We start from the raw sequence: 18,232 nt of genomic DNA on the forward strand, positions 1-18,232 counted from the left end.
CTTTATCAGGCAAAGTGTGGATTTAAAGATCAGTCGCTAAGACAAGAATAGCCGACACTATTTACTGTGTCGCTAACGAATTATTGTGTCGCTAACGAAGATTTTGTTTATGTTTTCCGACCAATTCATAGATAGGTTGATAATGCTTAGGAGCGAGTTGACGTATCTCGCTCTTGGATTGATTAAGCACCTTATATTGATGCAGTAACCCTCCAACCTCAAAGCTGATCATATCGTTATCCAATGAAAATTTGGTGGTGACAATGCGGTTGTCCATCATCACACCATCCTCACTCAGTACAAAGTAATCCTGAGCAAATGGGGCGACGTTGGTTTCTTTCCAAGTGCCATAGACCGATGAAGCAGGGTTTTGGTGCAGTTGGTAGCGCTGATAGAGGTCACTAAATAGATACATTAATACGCCAGTGCCAATCAATATCAGAATGAATAACACGCGTTCAACCCATTTAATCAAGGCTGTTTTCGGTACTGACGACATCGTGTCACTCACTCTTATTTCTCACCTTAGCTTAATTTACATTTGACCAATATTTACATTTGAGCAATACGCGCATTAATTTAACACAGCCCGAACCTCATCACTATTGCCGTTTGCCACGACTTGAACCGGAGGCGCAATTAAAATGGAATTTCCACTTGCGCAACTCTGAATAAAAAGTCATTATTTCAACATAAATAACACCGGACGTCGTAAAGTGAAAATCAGAAGTACAGCGCTAGTAAAAGGATTTAGACAATCTACGCCTTATGTCAATGCTCACCGCAACAAAACCATGGTCATTATGCTGGGTGGTGAGGCTTTCTATGATAAAAATTTCACCAACATCATCAGCGACATCGCTCTACTTCATAGTCTGGGCGTTAAGCTAATCCTAGTACATGGTGCGAGACCGCAGATCAATCAGCTCGTGGATCTCCACCAGTGTCACTGCCCTTATCACAAAGGCGTGCGCGTCACGACAGAAGCGTGCCTCGACCTTGTGATGCAGGCAACCGGTAAATTGCAACTCGATATAACAGCGCGACTCTCGATGAGCCTTAACAATACGCCAATGGCGGGCAATCAACTCAATGTCGTGAGTGGTAACTTTGTTATTGCTCAGCCACTCGGCGTCGATGATGGTATTGATTACTGTCACAGCGGGCGAGTCCGCCGTATTGATGTCAACGGGATCAACCGAGTACTCGACCAAGGTTCTATCGTTTTGCTGGGTCCTATTGCCGGTTCCGTTACCGGCGAAACTTTCAACTTAACGTCCGAAGAAGTCGCGACGCAAGTTGCGATTAAGCTAAATGCTGACAAGTTGATTGGCTTTTGCTCTGAGCAAGGGGTTCTCGATCAAAATGGTGACGCGATTGCTGAGTTGTTTCCTAATGAATTAGGTCAACTGATCGAACAACTATCTCATAAAGAGGATGAAGATCAGTCCAGTGGCACACTGAGATTCCTGCGCGGCTCTCGCTCGGCGTGTCGTGCTGGGGTTCCTCGTTGCCATCTTATTAGTTACAAAATTGATGGTGCTCTGATTCAAGAACTCTTTTCTCTCGATGGTATCGGCACGCAAATTGTGATGGCTAGTGCTGAACAGGTGCGCCAAGCCGACATCGACGACATTGGTGGTATCTTTGATCTAATACGCCCACTAGAAGAACAAGGCGTATTAGTACGCCGCTCTCGTGAGCAGTTAGAACAAGAAATCCGTCAATTCACTATTATTGAGAAAGACGGTTTAATCATAGGTTGCGCGGCTCTCTATCCCTACTTGAGTGAGAAAATGGCGGAAATGGCGTGTGTCGCCATTCACCCTGACTACCGCGACGGCAATAGAGGCGCACTGCTACTCAACTATATGAAGCAACAATCCAAGCCTTTGGGTATTGAAAGGATCTTTGTATTGACCACCCACAGTTTGCACTGGTTTAGAGAACAAGGTTTCTTGGAGACCGGATTGGAGTCGCTACCTATTGCGAAGCAAGATTTATACAACTTTCAACGTAATTCAAAAATTCTACAAGCAACTATTTGATTCTATTTCATATTCTGTCTGCCATTTACCCCATGCTAACGCCTCTATGACAGCTAACGCCTCTATGAAAAAAGGGGCGTTATATAAATTCCTGAAATATCAACCGAATCAATTTTAATTTGTAGTATAAATCTCAAAAATAAAACACTAATAATGTTTACAACCTCACACTATGCGGTTAATATTCACGCAAATTTCAGGGATTTTTGTGACGCAGATACGATTTTGGTCTGGTTGCATTGAAATTTACCGATTGTTTGCGCGAAAACTGACCATACAAGTTGATTAATCTGATTCAGTCATTGGGGTGACGCAGATTGCTTTGTTATTGGGTACATTTGTTATTAGGTACATTTGTTAGTAACGAAAACAGTTTGGTGCAAATCTTGGCAAGGAGGCGTATGTATCACTTAATAATTGAGAAAATTATACATGCGTACTGTTATTTGCAATTCGATTCAAAGCTTCTGGGATATGGCGGAAAACCAAATGCTTGAAGGTTTGAATGTTCATTGTGTGTTTCCTGTAAGCGACAATCTAAAAAGTCTGATCGAAATTTATCAACAACAATATCGAATCAACCAGATTTCTTTTTCTGACGTACTGAATTAATGATAAGCCCCTCATAATGAGGGGCTTATGCGATCTGCCTTGATATTCAACTAGGCTTAGTTACCCCATCAACTCTGCAAACGAATTCCCAAACCGCTGTGGCGTATCGTTTGCTGTCTGATGGATTTGGTAAACACCCCAGTTTCCGCCACCAAAGTAAGGCGTTTTTTGGCACGAGTAATCCCGGTATAGATCAGCTCTTTGGTTACGATTGGGCTTATGTCGGTTGGTAGTACCAGATAAGTATGGGAAAACTCACTGCCCTGCGATTTATGTATCGTCATCGCATAGGCGGTTTCATGTTCCGGCATTCGGCTCGGTAGAATCGCTTTGATACTGCCGTCGGGGAGCTCAAAGTAGATTTTTAACTTACTCTCTGCGGTTGTTTGATCTTGTAAACAAAGACCAATATCACCGTTAAACACGCCTAATGCAGCATCATTGCGCGTCACCATAACGGGACGACCGATGTACCACTCTTTGTCTTTATCGACAGAGATCTGACCGACACGTTGCAATCTTTGCTCGATACGCTGATTAAGACCAACAACACCAAAATCCCCCTCTCTTAATGCGCACAGTAGACGGCTTTGCGCAAAGTTTTGTAGTGCTTCGTGGGCTAGCTTATCCATCTGATATTGATCAATAACATCGCGTTGAGGCTGGCGTGCCAACGTCAAATAGTGGCGATATTCATCCGCCAGACGCGTAATCAGCGTGGTATAGCTATCTCCTGACAAAGCTTGCCACTCAATATCGGCAAAACCCTTGTCCCAGACGTTCATGGCTTGGGTACTGTTGCCTCGATTGACCTGTTTCGCTAACTGACCAATCCCTGATCTTGCATCAAAACGATAGCTTTTTTGTAGCACACAGAGGCTATCGGCAATCGCTGAATGTGGTTGCGTCGGTTGCCAATCGGTGAGTTTATTTGAATCGTGTCCAGTCAGGTTGGCAATCATACGACTTTGCGCGTTACTGTAACCCTCGGTGGCAAACTGGCAGATATCTGATAACACCGCCCCTGCCTCGACGGAGGCTAACTGGTCCTTATCTCCTAACAGAATGAGTCTCGCATGACTAGGCAGAGCGTCGAGTAAGCGGTACATCATCGGCAAATCCACCATAGAGGCTTCATCAAGTACCAACACATCCAAATGCAGCGGATTGTCTTTATCGTGGCGGAAACCGACTCGTCCGGGTATCGCGCCAAGTAAACGGTGAATCGTACTGGACTGGGTCGGGATCTGTTTGCGTATATCATCAGTAATTGGCAGCTCACCGACGGCCTGACCAATAGATTCCGTTAGGCGTGCAGCGGCTTTACCCGTCGGTGCCACTAAATTAATCACTGGCTGGCGACCTACCTGATTCGACTGATAAACCAAGGCAGACAGTAATTTGGCCACCGTTGTGGTTTTACCAGTACCAGGGCCGCCGGAGATCACCGCAAAACGGCGAGTTAACGCCACAGCCGCGGCTACCTTCTGCCAATTAAAACAGGCAGATTGTGGAATCAACTGCTCAAGCGGTTGCAAGGCTTGTTCAATATTGGCTTGGCCGATCAGATGCTCAACCTCCCCCCAATGAATGCTGTCGGCTTGAATGACATCAAGCTGGTCACAGACGAGTTGTTGACGACTCACCGCGCTGCCACCGCTGGCGATATTGTCAACGATTGCGGCATACAGCAAATCATAACGACGTTTAAATAGTTGATTGAGCTGCTCTGCAATGGTGGCGACTTGCTCTGCGTCCATCTCGATCGGCTGTGCCATCGCAAGAATTTGGCTGGCGATGCTCTGCTCATAAAAACAGTAGCGCTGTAAATAAAGGCGACCATTTTGCCACATCAATGGCTTGTCAGCTTGTACATGCTGCGTTGGTTCAAGACAACTGATGACTTGAGAAGATGCCATCACCGCTAACCAATCTATGCTGGCGATTTTGTTATCGATCGCCTTCGCGGCTTCTCCATAAATCCCCATTAATTTGGCACTGGGTAATGCAAACTCACCCTGATTTTCAAGCTGTAAACAGATATGCCCCTGACCAAAATGGGCGCTGGTTAATGCCGCTAACCAAGTGACTTCATCAGAATATTGGGGTTCAAGAGACGCCACAAACTTAGCGAATTGCAGATCGATCGGGCGAATGATTTTTTTGTTAAAGAGGATCTGCACTAACTCAGTCAGTGATTGAAATGATAAGGACATTAGTCGTTCACTCCTGTCGGTTCATCCATGGGATGCAATGCGTTGCCATCTTCGCCCTGGATTAATTTATCCAGTGAAGTGACCAATGCCTCTGACGGTTTGGTGTAAAAAATACCAGATTGAGCTCCCGGTTTAATCCCTCGTAAAAACAGATAATAAACCCCACCAAAATGTTGTTCATAGCGGTAATCAGCAAGTCGGGTTCGTAGAAAACGATGCAGTGCCAGCGCATAGATTTGATACTGCAAATCATAACGGTGATCGACCATGCTATGCTGCAATTGATGGTTTAAATAATAACTCTCATCATCACCTAAATAGTTCGATTTCCAGTCAAGAACATAGTATTTACCTTGATGCTCAAACACTAAGTCAATAAAGCCTTTCAGCATCCCCTTAACTGGGTAGAAGCCTAAGTCCTCTGTCTGTTGCGACAAGGGATCGTGAGCTTTAATCACTTGAGACAGCACCGGCGCTTGCAGCAAACTGATGGGCAATAAGAACTCCATCTCCACCAAACGTTGGGTTTTATCCTTATGTTTTAACCGTAGCTCTTTCCCATCTAGCGAGGTATTCATAACATCGTCGACCAATTGGGTGACAATCGGTAGCCACTCCAACTCGTACTGTTCTTTGATCAATAAATCCGTGATGATTTGTTGATTGGCTTCACTGGATGCTGGTTCGGTAAACTCCACTTCCTCGAAGATAGTGTGTAAAAATGTTCCCGGTCGCGCTCCTTTTGGAAAGTGAAAAATCGACTTTTCTGGCTCGATAATCTCAAGCGTCTCTTGCTCTTGTGACGAGTCGATATCAATACCTGCGGATTCAATAAACACTTGCTCGTCACTGGATTTATGACCTTGCTTCACCAAAGAGGAATAACTGGTAAAGCGCCAATCTCGGTCAATATGGCGAGTCAACTTAGCGGCTTCTAACTGCGGTATCTGACTCTGTTTTGCTTGATAGTGGAAGTCGCTCACTTGCGGCACGTCGGTTACTTTAATGCCATCATGCTGCTGAGCCAGTTTGCCCAGCGCTTGCGCTAATCCATCAACCCCAAGCTCTGCGCCATTTTGAATCAGGTGCCCTATCGCACTGCAATGTACGCCTGTGGGCTCTTTGACTTGGCGTCCATTACGAATCGGAGCCACACCGATAAAGCAGCCAAACACCGCGCGGGTCAAGGCGACATAAATCAAGCGCAAGTCCTCAGCCAAGCGCTCATGGTCAGCTTGCGCCAGTGCCGCTTTCGATTTCTTTAAATCCAGTGTGGCTAAGCCTTGCTGCTCGTCGTAAAACTTCGCCTCTTGAGCTTCGCGATAGCTGACCACAAAGGGCAGGTAGACCAGGTTATACTCCAAACCTTTCGATTTATGGATGGTGACGATTTGTACTAGGTTGCGCTCTGATTCTAGGCGCTGAATATAGCTGTCATCACCATTTTGCCCACTCTGGGCATCTTCAACCCTCTGTCCAAACCAACGCAGTAGCGCACTATCGCTTTCGACTTCTTGACGCTGACTCTGCAACAGTTCAGCGAGGTGCAGATAATCCGTTAGCCAGCGCTCACCCATGGTATGCGACAGAAAGCGAATCGCTAGCGCTCGGTGCAATAACACCTTACGCAACATCGGTAGCACGCCTTTACCTTGCCACTCCGCTCGATACTGTTTAAATTCGGCAACCCACTGTTCCCAAACATTTTCATCATTATTGATTTGGTCAAGCTGCTCTGCAGAGAGGTCAAAAAGCTCGGTCGCTATCGCCGCTTTTAGCAGACGTTCGTCCCCTTGATACCACACGGACATCAACAAACGCAGCATATCTCGCGCAACCTCGCTGGCAAAAACACTATCGCGATTCGATAAATAGACGCTCGCGACCCTTCGAGAGGCAAGCGCTTGCTTGACCATTTTGGCTTCATTACCGGTGCGTACCAAAATCGCGATATCACTGGCTTGAATATCTTGGTATCGCGGCTCACCTTTACTCGATTCCACCAGCTGTGCTTGCTGATTATCGCCTTGCGCTAAAAGCGTCGCGATATGCTCTGCGGTCGCCTCCGCCATGGTTTGCTGATATTCCCCTTTTGCAACGGGTTTATCGTTTTGCTGCAACCAAAATTCAATCGCTGGCTGTTTTTCACCAGCTCTCTCCCAATGGTTCAGATGAGCTTTGGGGCTAGAATTAACCGGATAAAAAGGAATGTCATCATCATAAAGGAATGGAGATTGAGACTGCTTAAACAGCGTATTGACCCCCTGCACCATCCCGTCAGTAGAGCGCCAGTTGGTGCCCAAGGTGTAGTGATCGCTGACCTGATTTCGGGCTTGGATATAGGTAAAAATATCCGCACCACGAAAGCCATAGATAGCCTGCTTAGGGTCACCGATCATAAACCAACCACACTCAGGATTGTCGAGATAAATACGACTAAAAATATGGTATTGCAGTGGATCGGTATCTTGAAACTCATCGATCATCGCCACCGGATATTGACTGCGAATCTTGTCCGCTAACAAGTCGCCACTCGGTTGGTCGAATGCGGCGGATAAGTGACTGAGCAAATCATCAAAAGAGAGCCACTGCTTGGCATTTTTCACCTTACGCAGACGCTCGCGACATTCGCGAATTGCCAACATCATCAGTGGGTTTTTCAACTCCGGTGGCGTCTCTAACAGCTCATCAATGGCAGCGAATACCGGTAACTCAGGAACCTCGCCTTTGCTGGTTTTATCCGCTAACACTTGTTGCGAGAATTTCTCTAACTGATCAGGGAGGTAATAGTCCTTGGTTTCCGTATTCGACCAAGCGGTTACCGCCGTAATCCAAGCAGGTAAATAGCGCTTGCTGTAGCTCTTTTTATTCACTCCAGAGGCGTTGATCACCGCTTCAACGTCTGAGGCTGCCTCCACCCAAAGCGATTTAATTTTGCCAATCTTAACCAGATACTCTTGATGCAACTGATACAGATCATCGGGCTCAACGGCGCCGGTGATGTTAATCGCTGATCCGGTTAAATAATTCGAAATATCACTTAATAGAGCGGATGGGGTCGACCAGATGGTACGAACTTGTTGAGCGAGTTCAGGTGGCAATGGGTAAAAATGGCTGCGCCAAAAATCCGCCACGACTTGGGCTTTCAAGCGGCTTTCATCGGTAATAAATTCGTTGTTAAAACGCGCACCCGATTCAAACGCATTTTGTGTCAGCATGCGTTGGCAAAATCCGTGGATAGTATAAACCGCGGCTTCGTCCATTTGGCGTTCTGCTTGTAGCAGGGCTTGCATCGCAAAGCGATGATCGGTGACCTGCTGTAACAGAGGTTCAATAATAGGGTCATTACTGCTGCCGCGGGCAAAGGCGATTCGGGCATCGTGAATACGTTTACGAATACGGTCGCGCAATTCAGCCGTTGCCGCTTCAGTGAACGTGACCACCAAAATTTGGTCAACGGTTAACGGCTGTTGGTGACGACTGTTATCGCAACCATGCCCCAGCAACAGACGTAAATATAGACCCGCTATGGTGAACGTTTTTCCCGTCCCCGCGGAGGCTTCAATTAAGCGCGCACCATGCAGAGGAAACGACATGGTTTGCAAAGGAGTTGGTTGCTGTGAAGGCTTATCGGACATGATATTCACTCTTACAGTTAAAGCTGAAAAACGACGAAATCAAAAAAACACCCATGTTACGATTGTCCCGCAGAATAATAATCTTCACGGGTCACACTGTAAGTGACCGCTGGCTCCAGTACCCATTGCGTCATTCGCATACTCTCTTGTGCTAACTCATCATTCCATTGCGACCACACGCGAGCAATATAGAGATTGGCACCTTCACCCGTCATGTTGTAGCCACCGTTAAAACGGGTTGCCATCTTGCTAAGCATTTTCTCTTGATTCGGTGTCCATTGCCCCTTAACCATATTAGCCTGAACTCCGTCCATTGCTGTCTCTGGGAAGTAGGCCAAAGGCTGATCTAAACCTGAGAAATAGTATTCCAGCAATTTAGTCAGGTGCTGCTTAGCCGTTTCGGCATCAATTTTCGGTAATACACGGTGAACCACGCCCTCTTTTTTATCATAAGCCAGTAGATGCGTTGCTCGACTGCTGCCACTGACGGCAACCAGCAGATGCTCAATCCATGCACTCAAATAGTCTTGACCTCTCAAGCGACCACTTCTGTAACGCACTAAACCAGAGCCATACACCTGCTTGACCCAGCCTTGCAGTTTGACATCAATGCCATTGATACTGGTATTGAATATCACCTCGATATCCGGCTGCTCATTAGCGGTCAAAGGACGAATCATTTCCGCTAGCTCTGTGGTCTGGGAAATATTGCCTGCTAACTCCAGATCACCAAAACTGCCCACCGGCAACTGTCCTTGTGCTTTCTGTTGCTGAGTGAACTCGGCAATCAGGTGAGTTAACTCCTCTGCCGGCGATTTCACTATCGCTTGCAACAGCGCTTGTCTTAGTTTGAAGCTCTCTAGATTGTTGAGCGCGAATGGCTCATCCTCTTCGATAGCAAAACTCTGCTGATCAAAATTGACTTGAAGGCGGCGATTAAATAAATACTGCACCGGCAAACGCCAAAAGCGTTGCAGCTCGGTGAGTTCTAACTCCACCTCGTGCTGAGAATAAACGATCGGTGGCAGCTTAAAGATCACATTATTGGCTGCAGTTGGCGGTGTGTTTTGCGCTTGACGCTCGGCGGTAGCTAACCACTCACTCGCATAACTAGAATAGTTTGGCTCATGTTGTGCTTCATCGACGACAAGGTAATTATTAGCACTGAACGGCACCATGGGATAATCGCTGACTAAATGCTGTATCAGTTTGCTGGCTGAGGCATCGACATCAAGGTGTTTATCGGCGCTCAAACAGTAGTTTTGTTGACAATATTCAATCAACTCTGACACCAGAACCGAAGGCACTTTTTCGCTATTGTCTTGGATTGAACGCCCCACATAACTGATATAAAGGCTCTCTTGTGCCGACAGCATCGCTTCAAGGAAGAGATATCTATCGTCATCACGACGCGAGCGATCCCCGGCGCGATTTCTACCGGTCATCAGATCAAAGCTCTCTGGTGCAATACTCCTTGGATACACCCCATCGTTCATTCCCAGTAAGCACACCGTTTTAAAAGGAATCGAGCGCATTGGCATCAAGGTACAAAAGTTCACTTGTCCGGCAAGGAATCGTTGGCTAACTCGCACACCAGACAGTTTATTGGCAAAGTAGTCGCGAATAATGGTCGGTGATAACGGTTGAGAGAACTGCGCTTGTTGCAACTGAGTCTTGAGTCCAGCCACCGTATCTTGTATCGATTTAACGACAACCTCACCCTCCAATTCAACCGCAAAGAAATCCACCAACAACTGATTGATGATCTGCTGCCACTGCTCGACATCGACGACCTGATTGAGCTTGCTACGATATTGGATCACGGTATCAATATATTGAGCCAATTTACCGACGGTCTCAGCTTGCATACCTTGAGTCTGTTCGTACGGGGCGATCACGCTCTCTTCAGTGGTCAACAAACCGAGCTCTTGTGTCATCGCATAACCCGCCAGCATTCGGGATAAACCAAATACCCAAGAGTTTTGTTCAAGGCTGGGCAGCTCAAACTCTGTCGCGGTGTCGGCGTTTAATCCCCAGCGAATATGCGCCTCCTCGACCCACTCTTTAATCACCGAAAATTCGTGTTCGGTCAGGTCAAACTTGGCGAGCACCGCCGGCACCTCAAGCAGAGACAGGAGTTCACTGTTGGAACAGCGACTCTCCGGCAGCATAAGCAGCTGATTAAACGCATTGAGCAAAGGCGACTCTTTGTCAGCGGTGCGGTCAGAAATAGAAAACGGGATATAGCGTTCATCACTGGCGTTACCAAACACCGCAGAGATAGCAGGGCTATAGGTATTGATATCCGCCACCATCACGATGACATCACGCGGTTTTAGATTTGGATCGGCGGCGAACATTTCAAGCAATCGGTCATGCAATACCTCAACCTCACGCATTGGGCTATGGCAGACATGAACCGATAGCGAGCGGTCATCGCGCTCTATGGTTAATTTGTGGTTGGAGTTGTCCAGCACATGGTCATTTTGATGCTCTTCCAAATTGAGTACATCCGCCTGAATATGACGCAGCAGTGAATTGCGCTCCACCTCGGCAAAAGCGACGATTTCATTGGCTTCCATTTGCGACAACAGATACAGATTATCTCGTCCCAATTTCCCCATCGACGCCAACAAACCGTTACCGACTTGGCTGATATGCAGTTCATCATCAATATTTTGTTCAATATCGCCTTTCAGTTGCTCAACCAAAGGCAACTGATTGTCATCTTCCGGTAGCGCCAAGTCGGTCAATTGTTTGCGTTTTTTCAGTGCCAAATGAGCCAGATATTTTCGGTCACGCACTTCACCCCAATAGAACTGACACGGGTTGGTAAACATCAAATGCACATCAATATGCTGACCCAATGCTTTTAGAGCATCCAAGTAACGCGGCGGTAGAGAAGAAATACCAAACACAAACAGACGCTTGGGCAATTGCACCGATTCTGGCAGTGCAGAATGCTCAAGCGTGTCAATGAAGTCTTGATAAAGATTGGCTCGATGATAAGGAGACTGACCTAACGCCAGCGTGTGATCGTAAATAGATTGCCACAGCGTCGATTGCCATAATTGTTCATCACCCAACTCAGCGACCTGTTCACCAGACTCCCAAGCTAAGATCCACTCAGGTCGATAAACCAGATAACCATCGAAAATATCGGCGATTTTTTCAGCCAACTGGTAGCATTTCGCGCCGTCTTCATCATCTTGAAGATACTGAGTCAGCGGCGCAAACACTTCATTTTTAAGGTGCGAGGGCAATAAGTGCATGATCTTCCAAGTGAGTGACTCTTTGCTGAATGCACTCTGCTTTGGGATATCTCCCAGCACTTCAACAAATTGATCCCAGATAAAGCTCGCAGGCAATGAGAATTCAATATTGGCGGCAATCCCTAACTCTTCTGCCAACGACATTTTCAGCCATTGCGACATGCCGGGGCTCTGAACAAGGATATTTTCTGCTGAAAATGGATTATCCAGCGGGTCACGCTTGACCAATTCAATAAGCAGCGTTTTTAGCAAATCAATTTGATTAGAGTGGTAGACGGTAAACACTGGGAATGTGCCTATAACTATTGAAATTACTTCAAGATTACCACACTCTTATCGTTGCTGCTTAGGGAGTTCGCCTAAAAACAAATGACATACTGTAAACTAATTATTTGTCTCTTGCCTTGAACACATAAGCTTGTAGGTATCTCACGGAAACATAACCGACCACCAGCGTTGCGATTGTCAATTCTATTGCCGCTAACCACCAGACTTGCTCTGCGCCGTTACCAGAAAAATTGAGTGTCTCCAATAAAGATGAGAGCTTAAACAGTGCCGTGGCACCAATCACCATAGGAAAGGTAAACGCCGCATAAGCTGGGCTAAAAGGCAGTTTTAACAAGGTGATAAAAGCGAAATAAATCACCAGAGTCATCAAAACCGCAATGCCAAACAGCAGTGCCACCAACAACAAAGAAGGCTGCGTACTTACACTCAAATAACCCGCTAACGAAAGGCTGGCAGGCGCAGCTAAAATGGCAATCGTTGGTTTAGCCGCATCGGGGATCTCATGACTAAAGATGAGTCGATAAACCATCATGGGTAGCATGATCGCGTAAGCGAGCAAACCGAAGTAAAGGGTAAAATCCGCAATTGGACGCAACGCAGGGTTACCTGTAAAGGCAACGTCAGCGACGATAATGCCAACCGGAGGCACAAACCAGCTCGGCACCATATGGGCAAGCTCAAACTGTTTAGCTCTGTGATAACAAAAGCTTAATAAGAAGCTGATATGTAAGGCAATGGCAGCCAACCAGATGGCATCTCCCGCCAATTGAGAAAACTCAACCACGCTATTCGATACCACCATGCAAGCCATAGCAAAAGTGGGCACCACACTACCGACAACTGGGTGCGCTAATTCTTCTCGCAATGCTGAGTAATGAAACACAAACTTATACGCCAGTACCGCGAGTAAAGCAGCAGCCGTCAGCGCCGTCCCCCACTTTACAAAGTGGTGTAAATCAAATGCACTGTCCCAGCACCAACCCAGACTGGCAATCGCCAGTGCCAATCCCGCCATGGGTGTTGGCGCTTGTCTGAAACCGTGATGTATTAAAGCGAACTTTCTAACCCACATATTTTGCTCTACCTGTACTGAAATGGATGCGAGCTAGTGTACTCTCTGCTATTGTTTAGTTAAATTCGTATTTTTTTACCTAACGTTTAATATAACAAAACATGAATCCACATATCTCACTCAAACAATTAAGAGTGTTTGTTGCTGTCACTCAGCATCAAACACTGACAGCGGCCTCAGAAACCTTATTCACTTCAAAAGCGGCAGTCAGTTTATCGTTGAGCTCATTAGAAAAGCAGCTTGGTCATCCTCTGTTTGATCGGGTCAATAATCGATTGATACTTAATCAAGAGGGACAAAAACTGCTGCCTCTCGCGGATGAGTTGCTCAATAGAGCAAAAACGATCGAAACGCTGTTCAATGATGAGCATAGCTATCGGGGTCAGATCAGAATTGGGGCGAGTGATACCATCGGCAACCATATTGCCCCCTATCTATTGAGTGATTTTCGCCAGCAGTTTCAGCACAAAGCACAGCAGTTGTTTATCTCTAATACTGCGCTAATCTGCCAAAAGATTATCGACTATGAACTGGATATTGGCATCGTTGAAGGTAAAGCGACCAACCCAGAGCTGGAGAGCTTTCCATTTAGCAGTGACCAGATGTGTATCGTGGCGGCAGTGGACTACCCAACCACAACCAGCGCGAAAGAAAACCTTAAGCAACTGACACACAGTGATTGGATTTTGCGAGAGACAGGATCAGGCAGCCGAGAGTTTTTCCTTTCCAATATCGCGCCCCATATCGAGGATTGGCAGTTGAGCTTTGAACTCAATACCACAGAAGCGATTGTCAACAGTGTTTCAGCGGGGTTAGGATTTGCCTGCCTATCACAACATGCTGCCAATGCCGCCATTGCTGATGGGCGCATCAAATCTATTGCCCTTGATCTTGAAACGGAGCGACACTTTTGGCTGCTAGTACACAAAGATAAATACCGCAGTCCACTGCTAAAGAGCTTTCTCGATTTTTGCCAGCAGTGGCAAGCTCAGTAAAGCGAGCGGTGAAATAAACCGCAAACTGAGTAATGGCTAGACTTACCGACGTGGCTAGCTGGACATTTACAGTCAACCTATGTATAAAAAGCCAGTACTATTAATTTTCAACTTTGAGGAATGAACCATGGCTGTAATCGTCAAGTACGTGGTAGAACGCAACGGAGAAGAAAAGATGACTTTTACCTCTAAAGCAGAAGCTGACGCTTATGACAAAATGCTCGATATGGCAGACGAACTCTATACCTTACTTGCTGAGAGCCAGCTGATTGAGGATGATGGCAAGCAAGAAGAGTTATCTCTGTTCCTAGCTCAGCGTAAAGAAGAGATCCTTTATGCACTCGGTGCCAAACGCAAACCAACACCGAAAAAGCCTAAAGTTGTAAAAGACCAAACTGCAGAGAGCGAAGACGCACAACCTGATGCGGCTTAATGCTGAATAAAAGCCAAGTTTAAGTTCGTGAAGTAAACCCTTCTCGCCACTTGGCGATTCAACGCGCTATTGAGTTTTAGCCAGTACTTCCTTTAGGGGTGCTGGCTTTTTTATCAGCTCTAACGCTTTTTATCGACTATCAAGCGACGATGATAATTTCTTAATTGAAAAAAATATCGCTAAAAAGACAATGGGTATCCGTCTACGGACTTTTGACCCTTTTGCCCTTTCATCTGAGTTAAGCAGTTATTAAGATGAATTATCAATAACCAATCATCGAAATTGATTGGACTTACCAGATTAACAGTTATGGAGAGACACCATTATGGCCACTTTTTCTATCGCATTCGGTACGGCGACTAAAAACCGAGACGGCAAAATCATTGAAGCTTTTTTCCCAACTCCTCGCCTAAATCCAAGCGATGAACTTGTCGCTGCGGTAGCAGAAGTGATCGGTTATAGCGAAGGCAACCAAGTGTTCGAAATCACGGCTGAGCAATGCCCACAATTAGCCACAGCCTTTGCTAGTCAAGGTGATGAACAAAATGCTCAATTTGCAGAAAAAGCGGCGCAAAGCGCAACGCCTCTGGTAATGGTTATTCTTGCTAGCGATGAAAAACCTCAATCTGTTGCAGAAGGCTTCTTGAAGCTACAACTTATCTCAAACCGCCTAGTTCAACCTCACGGTACAGTGCTTGACGGCATCTTCGGTCTACTGCACAACATCGCATGGACTAACCAGGGCGCTATCGATCTTCCTGAACTGGCTGAGCGTCAAATCGAAGCGCGTCTAGCGGGTGAAACTCTAACGGTAGATTGCGTTGATAAGTTCCCTAAAATGGTGGATTACGTGGTTCCAGCAGGTGTTCGTATTGCCGATACTTCTCGTGTTCGTCTTGGCGCACATGTGGGCGAAGGCACAACGGTTATGCATGAAGGCTTCATCAACTTCAACGCGGGCACAACAGGTGTCAGCATGGTTGAGGGTCGTATTTCTGCTGGTGTTATGGTTGGCAACGGTTCAGATATTGGTGGCGGCGCATCGATTATGGGGACGCTTTCTGGTGGTGGCACAGTGGTTGTTTCTATCGGTGAAAACTCACTACTTGGTGCAAACGCAGGTCTTGGCTTCCCACTAGGTGATCGTTGTACGGTTGAATCTGGTCTTTATGTGACTGCCGGTTCTAAAGTACGCATGCTGGACGCACAAGGTCAGGAAGTCGAAATCGTTAAAGCGCGTGATCTAGCAGGCAAGCCTGATTTACTCTTCCGTCGTAACTCAGTGACAGGTCAAATCGAGTGCCTAACCAACAAGAGTGCGGTTGAACTAAATAGCGAGTTGCACAGCAACAACTAACTCGGTATTCACTCACCAAAGCATTGTTGATTTTGATGGTATCCATTACGGTGTAATTTGCTCTTCAAATAGGCAAATGCTTTTTATAAGGCTCTGTTGTTTTGCAACAGGGCCTTTATTTTTATCGCAGTCGAATCAACGGCTATCCGCATTTTTACCTATCCTCTCATCTCGATATCGGTTCATTTATTGACAACCAACAAAGCCACTGTAACGCCCCACGCAACCTATCCAGTAAACCACGCAGCAATTGAATAATTTGCCCAACCTATATAAGTAAGTGGAGCCAGACACCCCAATGCAACCACTCTGTCACAGTTGGAAAGTAGTATTTTGGACAAATAACAACCACTCATATGCTCAAGGCAGCGATAGCAAACAAAGGAAGTCAGTATGAAGCTTTTCAACCACAACGACGATCAACGACCACTCGATCAAGAGCCCGAGTTCAACCAATTTATTGACGCCGCTATGTCAAGGCGCCACTTTCTCAAAGCTACTGGCGCAGCGAGTACCGTCAGTTTCTTTGCGGCGAATCCTGTCAGTCAAGCTATCGCTAATACCATGCCGAGCACATCAACGTTAATGGGTTTCAATGCAATCCCCATTTCAACCGCTGACACGATAGAAGTACCAGAAGGCTATCAAGCTAACCTGCTTATCTCTTGGGGCGATGCCGTTAACTCAGATGCGCCAAACTTTAGTCAGTCTAATGACTCCAACGCTCAAGCGATGCAATTTGGCGATAATAATGACGGTATGACGCTGTTCCCTATTTCAGAAGATCGCGCCGTCTTAGCGGTGAATAATGAGTATACCAACAACGAATACCTCTATGAGCATCAAGGTAAAAACATCTCCGCAGACGATGTACGAAAAGCGCAGGCTGCCCACGGTGTTTCCATTATTGAATTGAAGAAAAGCAATGGTCATTGGCAAGTAAACCTCGATAGCCGTTTAAACCGTCGCATTACCGCATTCACTGAAATGGAGATGACTGGCGTTGCCGCAGGTCATGCACTATTGAAAACCAATGCCGATAAATCCGGTCGTAAAATCTTGGGGACTTTCAACAACTGCGCCAATGGTCAAACGCCTTGGGGCACCTATCTCACCTGTGAAGAAAACTTCAACGGCTATTTTGCTAACACATCAGACGCTAAACTTGGCGATACCTATGACCGCTATGGTCTAAAAAAGGAGGATTGGGGCTACGACTGGTACAAATTCGACCCGCGTTTTGATATGTCGAACGAACCCAACGAACCCCATCGCCACGGTTGGGTGGTGGAAGTCGACCCAATGAACCCAAACTCTGTGCCGAAAAAGCGCAGTGCGCTGGGGCGCTTTAAACATGAAAATGCCGCCCTTGTGGTCAATAAAGATGGGCATGTTGTGGTCTATCTGGGCGATGATGAGCGAGGCGAGCATTTGTACAAGTTTGTATCGAAGCACAAGTATACCGCTGGGGCTGACTCAAATCGTGATCTGTTAGAACAGGGCACACTTTACGTTGCTAAGTTTGAAGGCAGGGAAGGTGAATTGAACGGCAAAGGGCAATGGCTCGAACTCACTTGGGGTAAAAATGGCTTAACGCCTGAAAATGGTTTTCCGGATGCCGCATCCGTGATGATTTTTGCTCGCCTTGCTGCGACACAAGTTGGTGCCACTACCATGGATAGACCAGAGTGGGTTGCGGTGCATCCAAACAACGAATCTGTTTTCTGTACTTTAACCAATAACAAGTATCGAGGGGTGCGAGAATCTCAGCCCATTAATGAAGTTAACCCGCGAGAGAAAAACCCATACGGGCATATTATTCGTTGGAACCCAAACCAAGGCGACCATACCGCTGATAGCTTTGATTGGGATATTTTCGTTCTTGCAGGTAACCCTGACGTTCATAAAGACGGATTACTTGCCGGTACCGATAACATTAATAAAGACAACTTGTTTAATAGCCCAGATGGTATTGGATTCGACTTGGCCGGACGACTATGGATCCAAACCGACGGTAAGTACTCAAATAAAGGGGATTTTTCCGGAATGGGCAACAATCAAATGTTATGCGCCGATCCAGAGACTGGTGAGATACGCCGTTTTCTTACTGGACCTATTGCCTGTGAAATTACTGGACTGACTTTTACGCCCGACTATAAAACCATGTTTGTCGGTGTTCAGCACCCTGGCGAAGACCTTGCTCCCTCGCACTTTCCTGATGGCGGAAACCATATACCGCGGTCATCCGTCATCATGATCACACGCAAAGATGGCGGTGTGATTGGCGCATAGCGATACCAG

11 protein-coding genes are annotated in these 18,232 nt (G+C 46.5%); 6 read left to right on the forward strand and 5 right to left on the reverse strand.

The window, feature by feature from the left end; genetic code table 11:
• Positions 1 to 91: 91 nt before the first annotated feature.
• On the reverse strand, positions 92 to 511 hold the full coding sequence (locus L9Q39_RS10335; protein ID WP_237484986.1) for a DUF2850 domain-containing protein: 420 nt from the start codon (positions 509 to 511) through the stop codon (positions 92 to 94).
• 205 nt (positions 512 to 716) lie between these two features.
• Here L9Q39_RS10335 and argA point away from each other — a divergent pair, with 205 nt between their 5' ends.
• Together argA and L9Q39_RS10345 are read left to right on the forward strand one after the other, a co-directional pair.
• Positions 717 to 2,048, forward strand: coding sequence for an amino-acid N-acetyltransferase (gene argA / locus L9Q39_RS10340; RefSeq protein WP_237484987.1), 1,332 nt, complete (start codon positions 717 to 719; stop codon positions 2,046 to 2,048).
• 432 nt (positions 2,049 to 2,480) lie between these two features.
• Complete coding sequence (locus L9Q39_RS10345; RefSeq protein WP_237484988.1) at positions 2,481 to 2,660, forward strand: hypothetical protein; 180 nt, start codon at positions 2,481 to 2,483, stop codon at positions 2,658 to 2,660.
• A gap of 68 nt (positions 2,661 to 2,728) precedes the next feature.
• Here the strand turns inward: L9Q39_RS10345 and recD are convergent, their stop codons facing one another.
• The 4 genes from recD to L9Q39_RS10365 all read right to left on the reverse strand — a co-directional run bounded on the left by recD (position 2,729) and on the right by L9Q39_RS10365 (position 13,146).
• Complete coding sequence (gene recD, locus L9Q39_RS10350) at positions 2,729 to 4,876, reverse strand: exodeoxyribonuclease V subunit alpha (protein ID WP_237484989.1); 2,148 nt, start codon at positions 4,874 to 4,876, stop codon at positions 2,729 to 2,731.
• Positions 4,876 to 8,514 carry an exodeoxyribonuclease V subunit beta gene (recB, locus tag L9Q39_RS10355; protein ID WP_237484990.1) on the reverse strand — a complete coding sequence of 1,213 codons (3,639 nt, stop codon included), beginning with the start codon at positions 8,512 to 8,514 and terminating at the stop codon, positions 4,876 to 4,878. The genes recD and recB overlap by 1 nt, the downstream gene beginning before the upstream one ends.
• 56 nt (positions 8,515 to 8,570) lie before the next feature.
• Positions 8,571 to 12,071: an exodeoxyribonuclease V subunit gamma gene (gene recC / locus L9Q39_RS10360; RefSeq protein ID WP_237484991.1), complete on the reverse strand. Its 3,501-nt coding sequence runs from the start codon at positions 12,069 to 12,071 to the stop codon at positions 8,571 to 8,573.
• Between the two features lie 103 nt (positions 12,072 to 12,174).
• Positions 12,175 to 13,146 carry a TDT family transporter gene (locus L9Q39_RS10365; protein ID WP_237484992.1) on the reverse strand — a complete coding sequence of 324 codons (972 nt, stop codon included), beginning with the start codon at positions 13,144 to 13,146 and terminating at the stop codon, positions 12,175 to 12,177.
• Positions 13,147 to 13,247: 101 nt separating this feature from the next.
• Between L9Q39_RS10365 and L9Q39_RS10370 the strand changes: the two genes are divergently transcribed.
• The 4 genes from L9Q39_RS10370 (at position 13,248) to L9Q39_RS10385 (ending at position 18,223) form a co-directional block, all read left to right on the forward strand.
• Positions 13,248 to 14,141: a LysR substrate-binding domain-containing protein gene (locus L9Q39_RS10370; protein ID WP_237484993.1), complete on the forward strand. Its 894-nt coding sequence runs from the start codon at positions 13,248 to 13,250 to the stop codon at positions 14,139 to 14,141.
• A gap of 127 nt (positions 14,142 to 14,268) precedes the next feature.
• Positions 14,269 to 14,574 carry a YebG family protein gene (locus L9Q39_RS10375; RefSeq protein ID WP_237484994.1) on the forward strand — a complete coding sequence of 102 codons (306 nt, stop codon included), beginning with the start codon at positions 14,269 to 14,271 and terminating at the stop codon, positions 14,572 to 14,574.
• A 325-nt stretch (positions 14,575 to 14,899) separates the two neighbouring features.
• On the forward strand, positions 14,900 to 15,931 hold the full coding sequence (gene dapD / locus L9Q39_RS10380; RefSeq protein ID WP_237484995.1) for a 2,3,4,5-tetrahydropyridine-2,6-dicarboxylate N-succinyltransferase: 1,032 nt from the start codon (positions 14,900 to 14,902) through the stop codon (positions 15,929 to 15,931).
• A gap of 393 nt (positions 15,932 to 16,324) precedes the next feature.
• Positions 16,325 to 18,223, forward strand: a complete 1,899-nt coding sequence (locus tag L9Q39_RS10385) for a PhoX family protein (RefSeq protein ID WP_237484996.1) — start codon at positions 16,325 to 16,327, stop codon at positions 18,221 to 18,223.
• Positions 18,224 to 18,232: the final 9 nt, after the last annotated feature.

It is taken from the genome of Vibrio hippocampi (assembly GCF_921292975.1).
Lineage (GTDB): Bacteria > Pseudomonadota > Gammaproteobacteria > Enterobacterales > Vibrionaceae > Vibrio > Vibrio hippocampi.

Excerpts from the sequence above, each read along its gene's own strand:
- L9Q39_RS10345 (WP_237484988.1), top strand. The coding sequence starts at position 2,481 with ATGCGTACTGTTATTTGCAATTCGATTCAAAGCTTCTGGGATATGGCG.
- recD (WP_237484989.1), bottom strand. The coding sequence starts at position 4,876 with ATGTCCTTATCATTTCAATCACTGACTGAGTTAGTGCAGATCCTCTTT.
- recB (WP_237484990.1), bottom strand. The coding sequence starts at position 8,514 with ATGTCCGATAAGCCTTCACAGCAACCAACTCCTTTGCAAACCATGTCG.
- L9Q39_RS10365 (WP_237484992.1), bottom strand. The coding sequence starts at position 13,146 with ATGTGGGTTAGAAAGTTCGCTTTAATACATCACGGTTTCAGACAAGCG.
- L9Q39_RS10370 (WP_237484993.1), top strand. The coding sequence starts at position 13,248 with ATGAATCCACATATCTCACTCAAACAATTAAGAGTGTTTGTTGCTGTC.
- L9Q39_RS10375 (WP_237484994.1), top strand. The coding sequence starts at position 14,269 with ATGGCTGTAATCGTCAAGTACGTGGTAGAACGCAACGGAGAAGAAAAG.
- dapD (WP_237484995.1), top strand. The coding sequence starts at position 14,900 with ATGGCCACTTTTTCTATCGCATTCGGTACGGCGACTAAAAACCGAGAC.
- L9Q39_RS10385 (WP_237484996.1), top strand. The coding sequence starts at position 16,325 with ATGAAGCTTTTCAACCACAACGACGATCAACGACCACTCGATCAAGAG.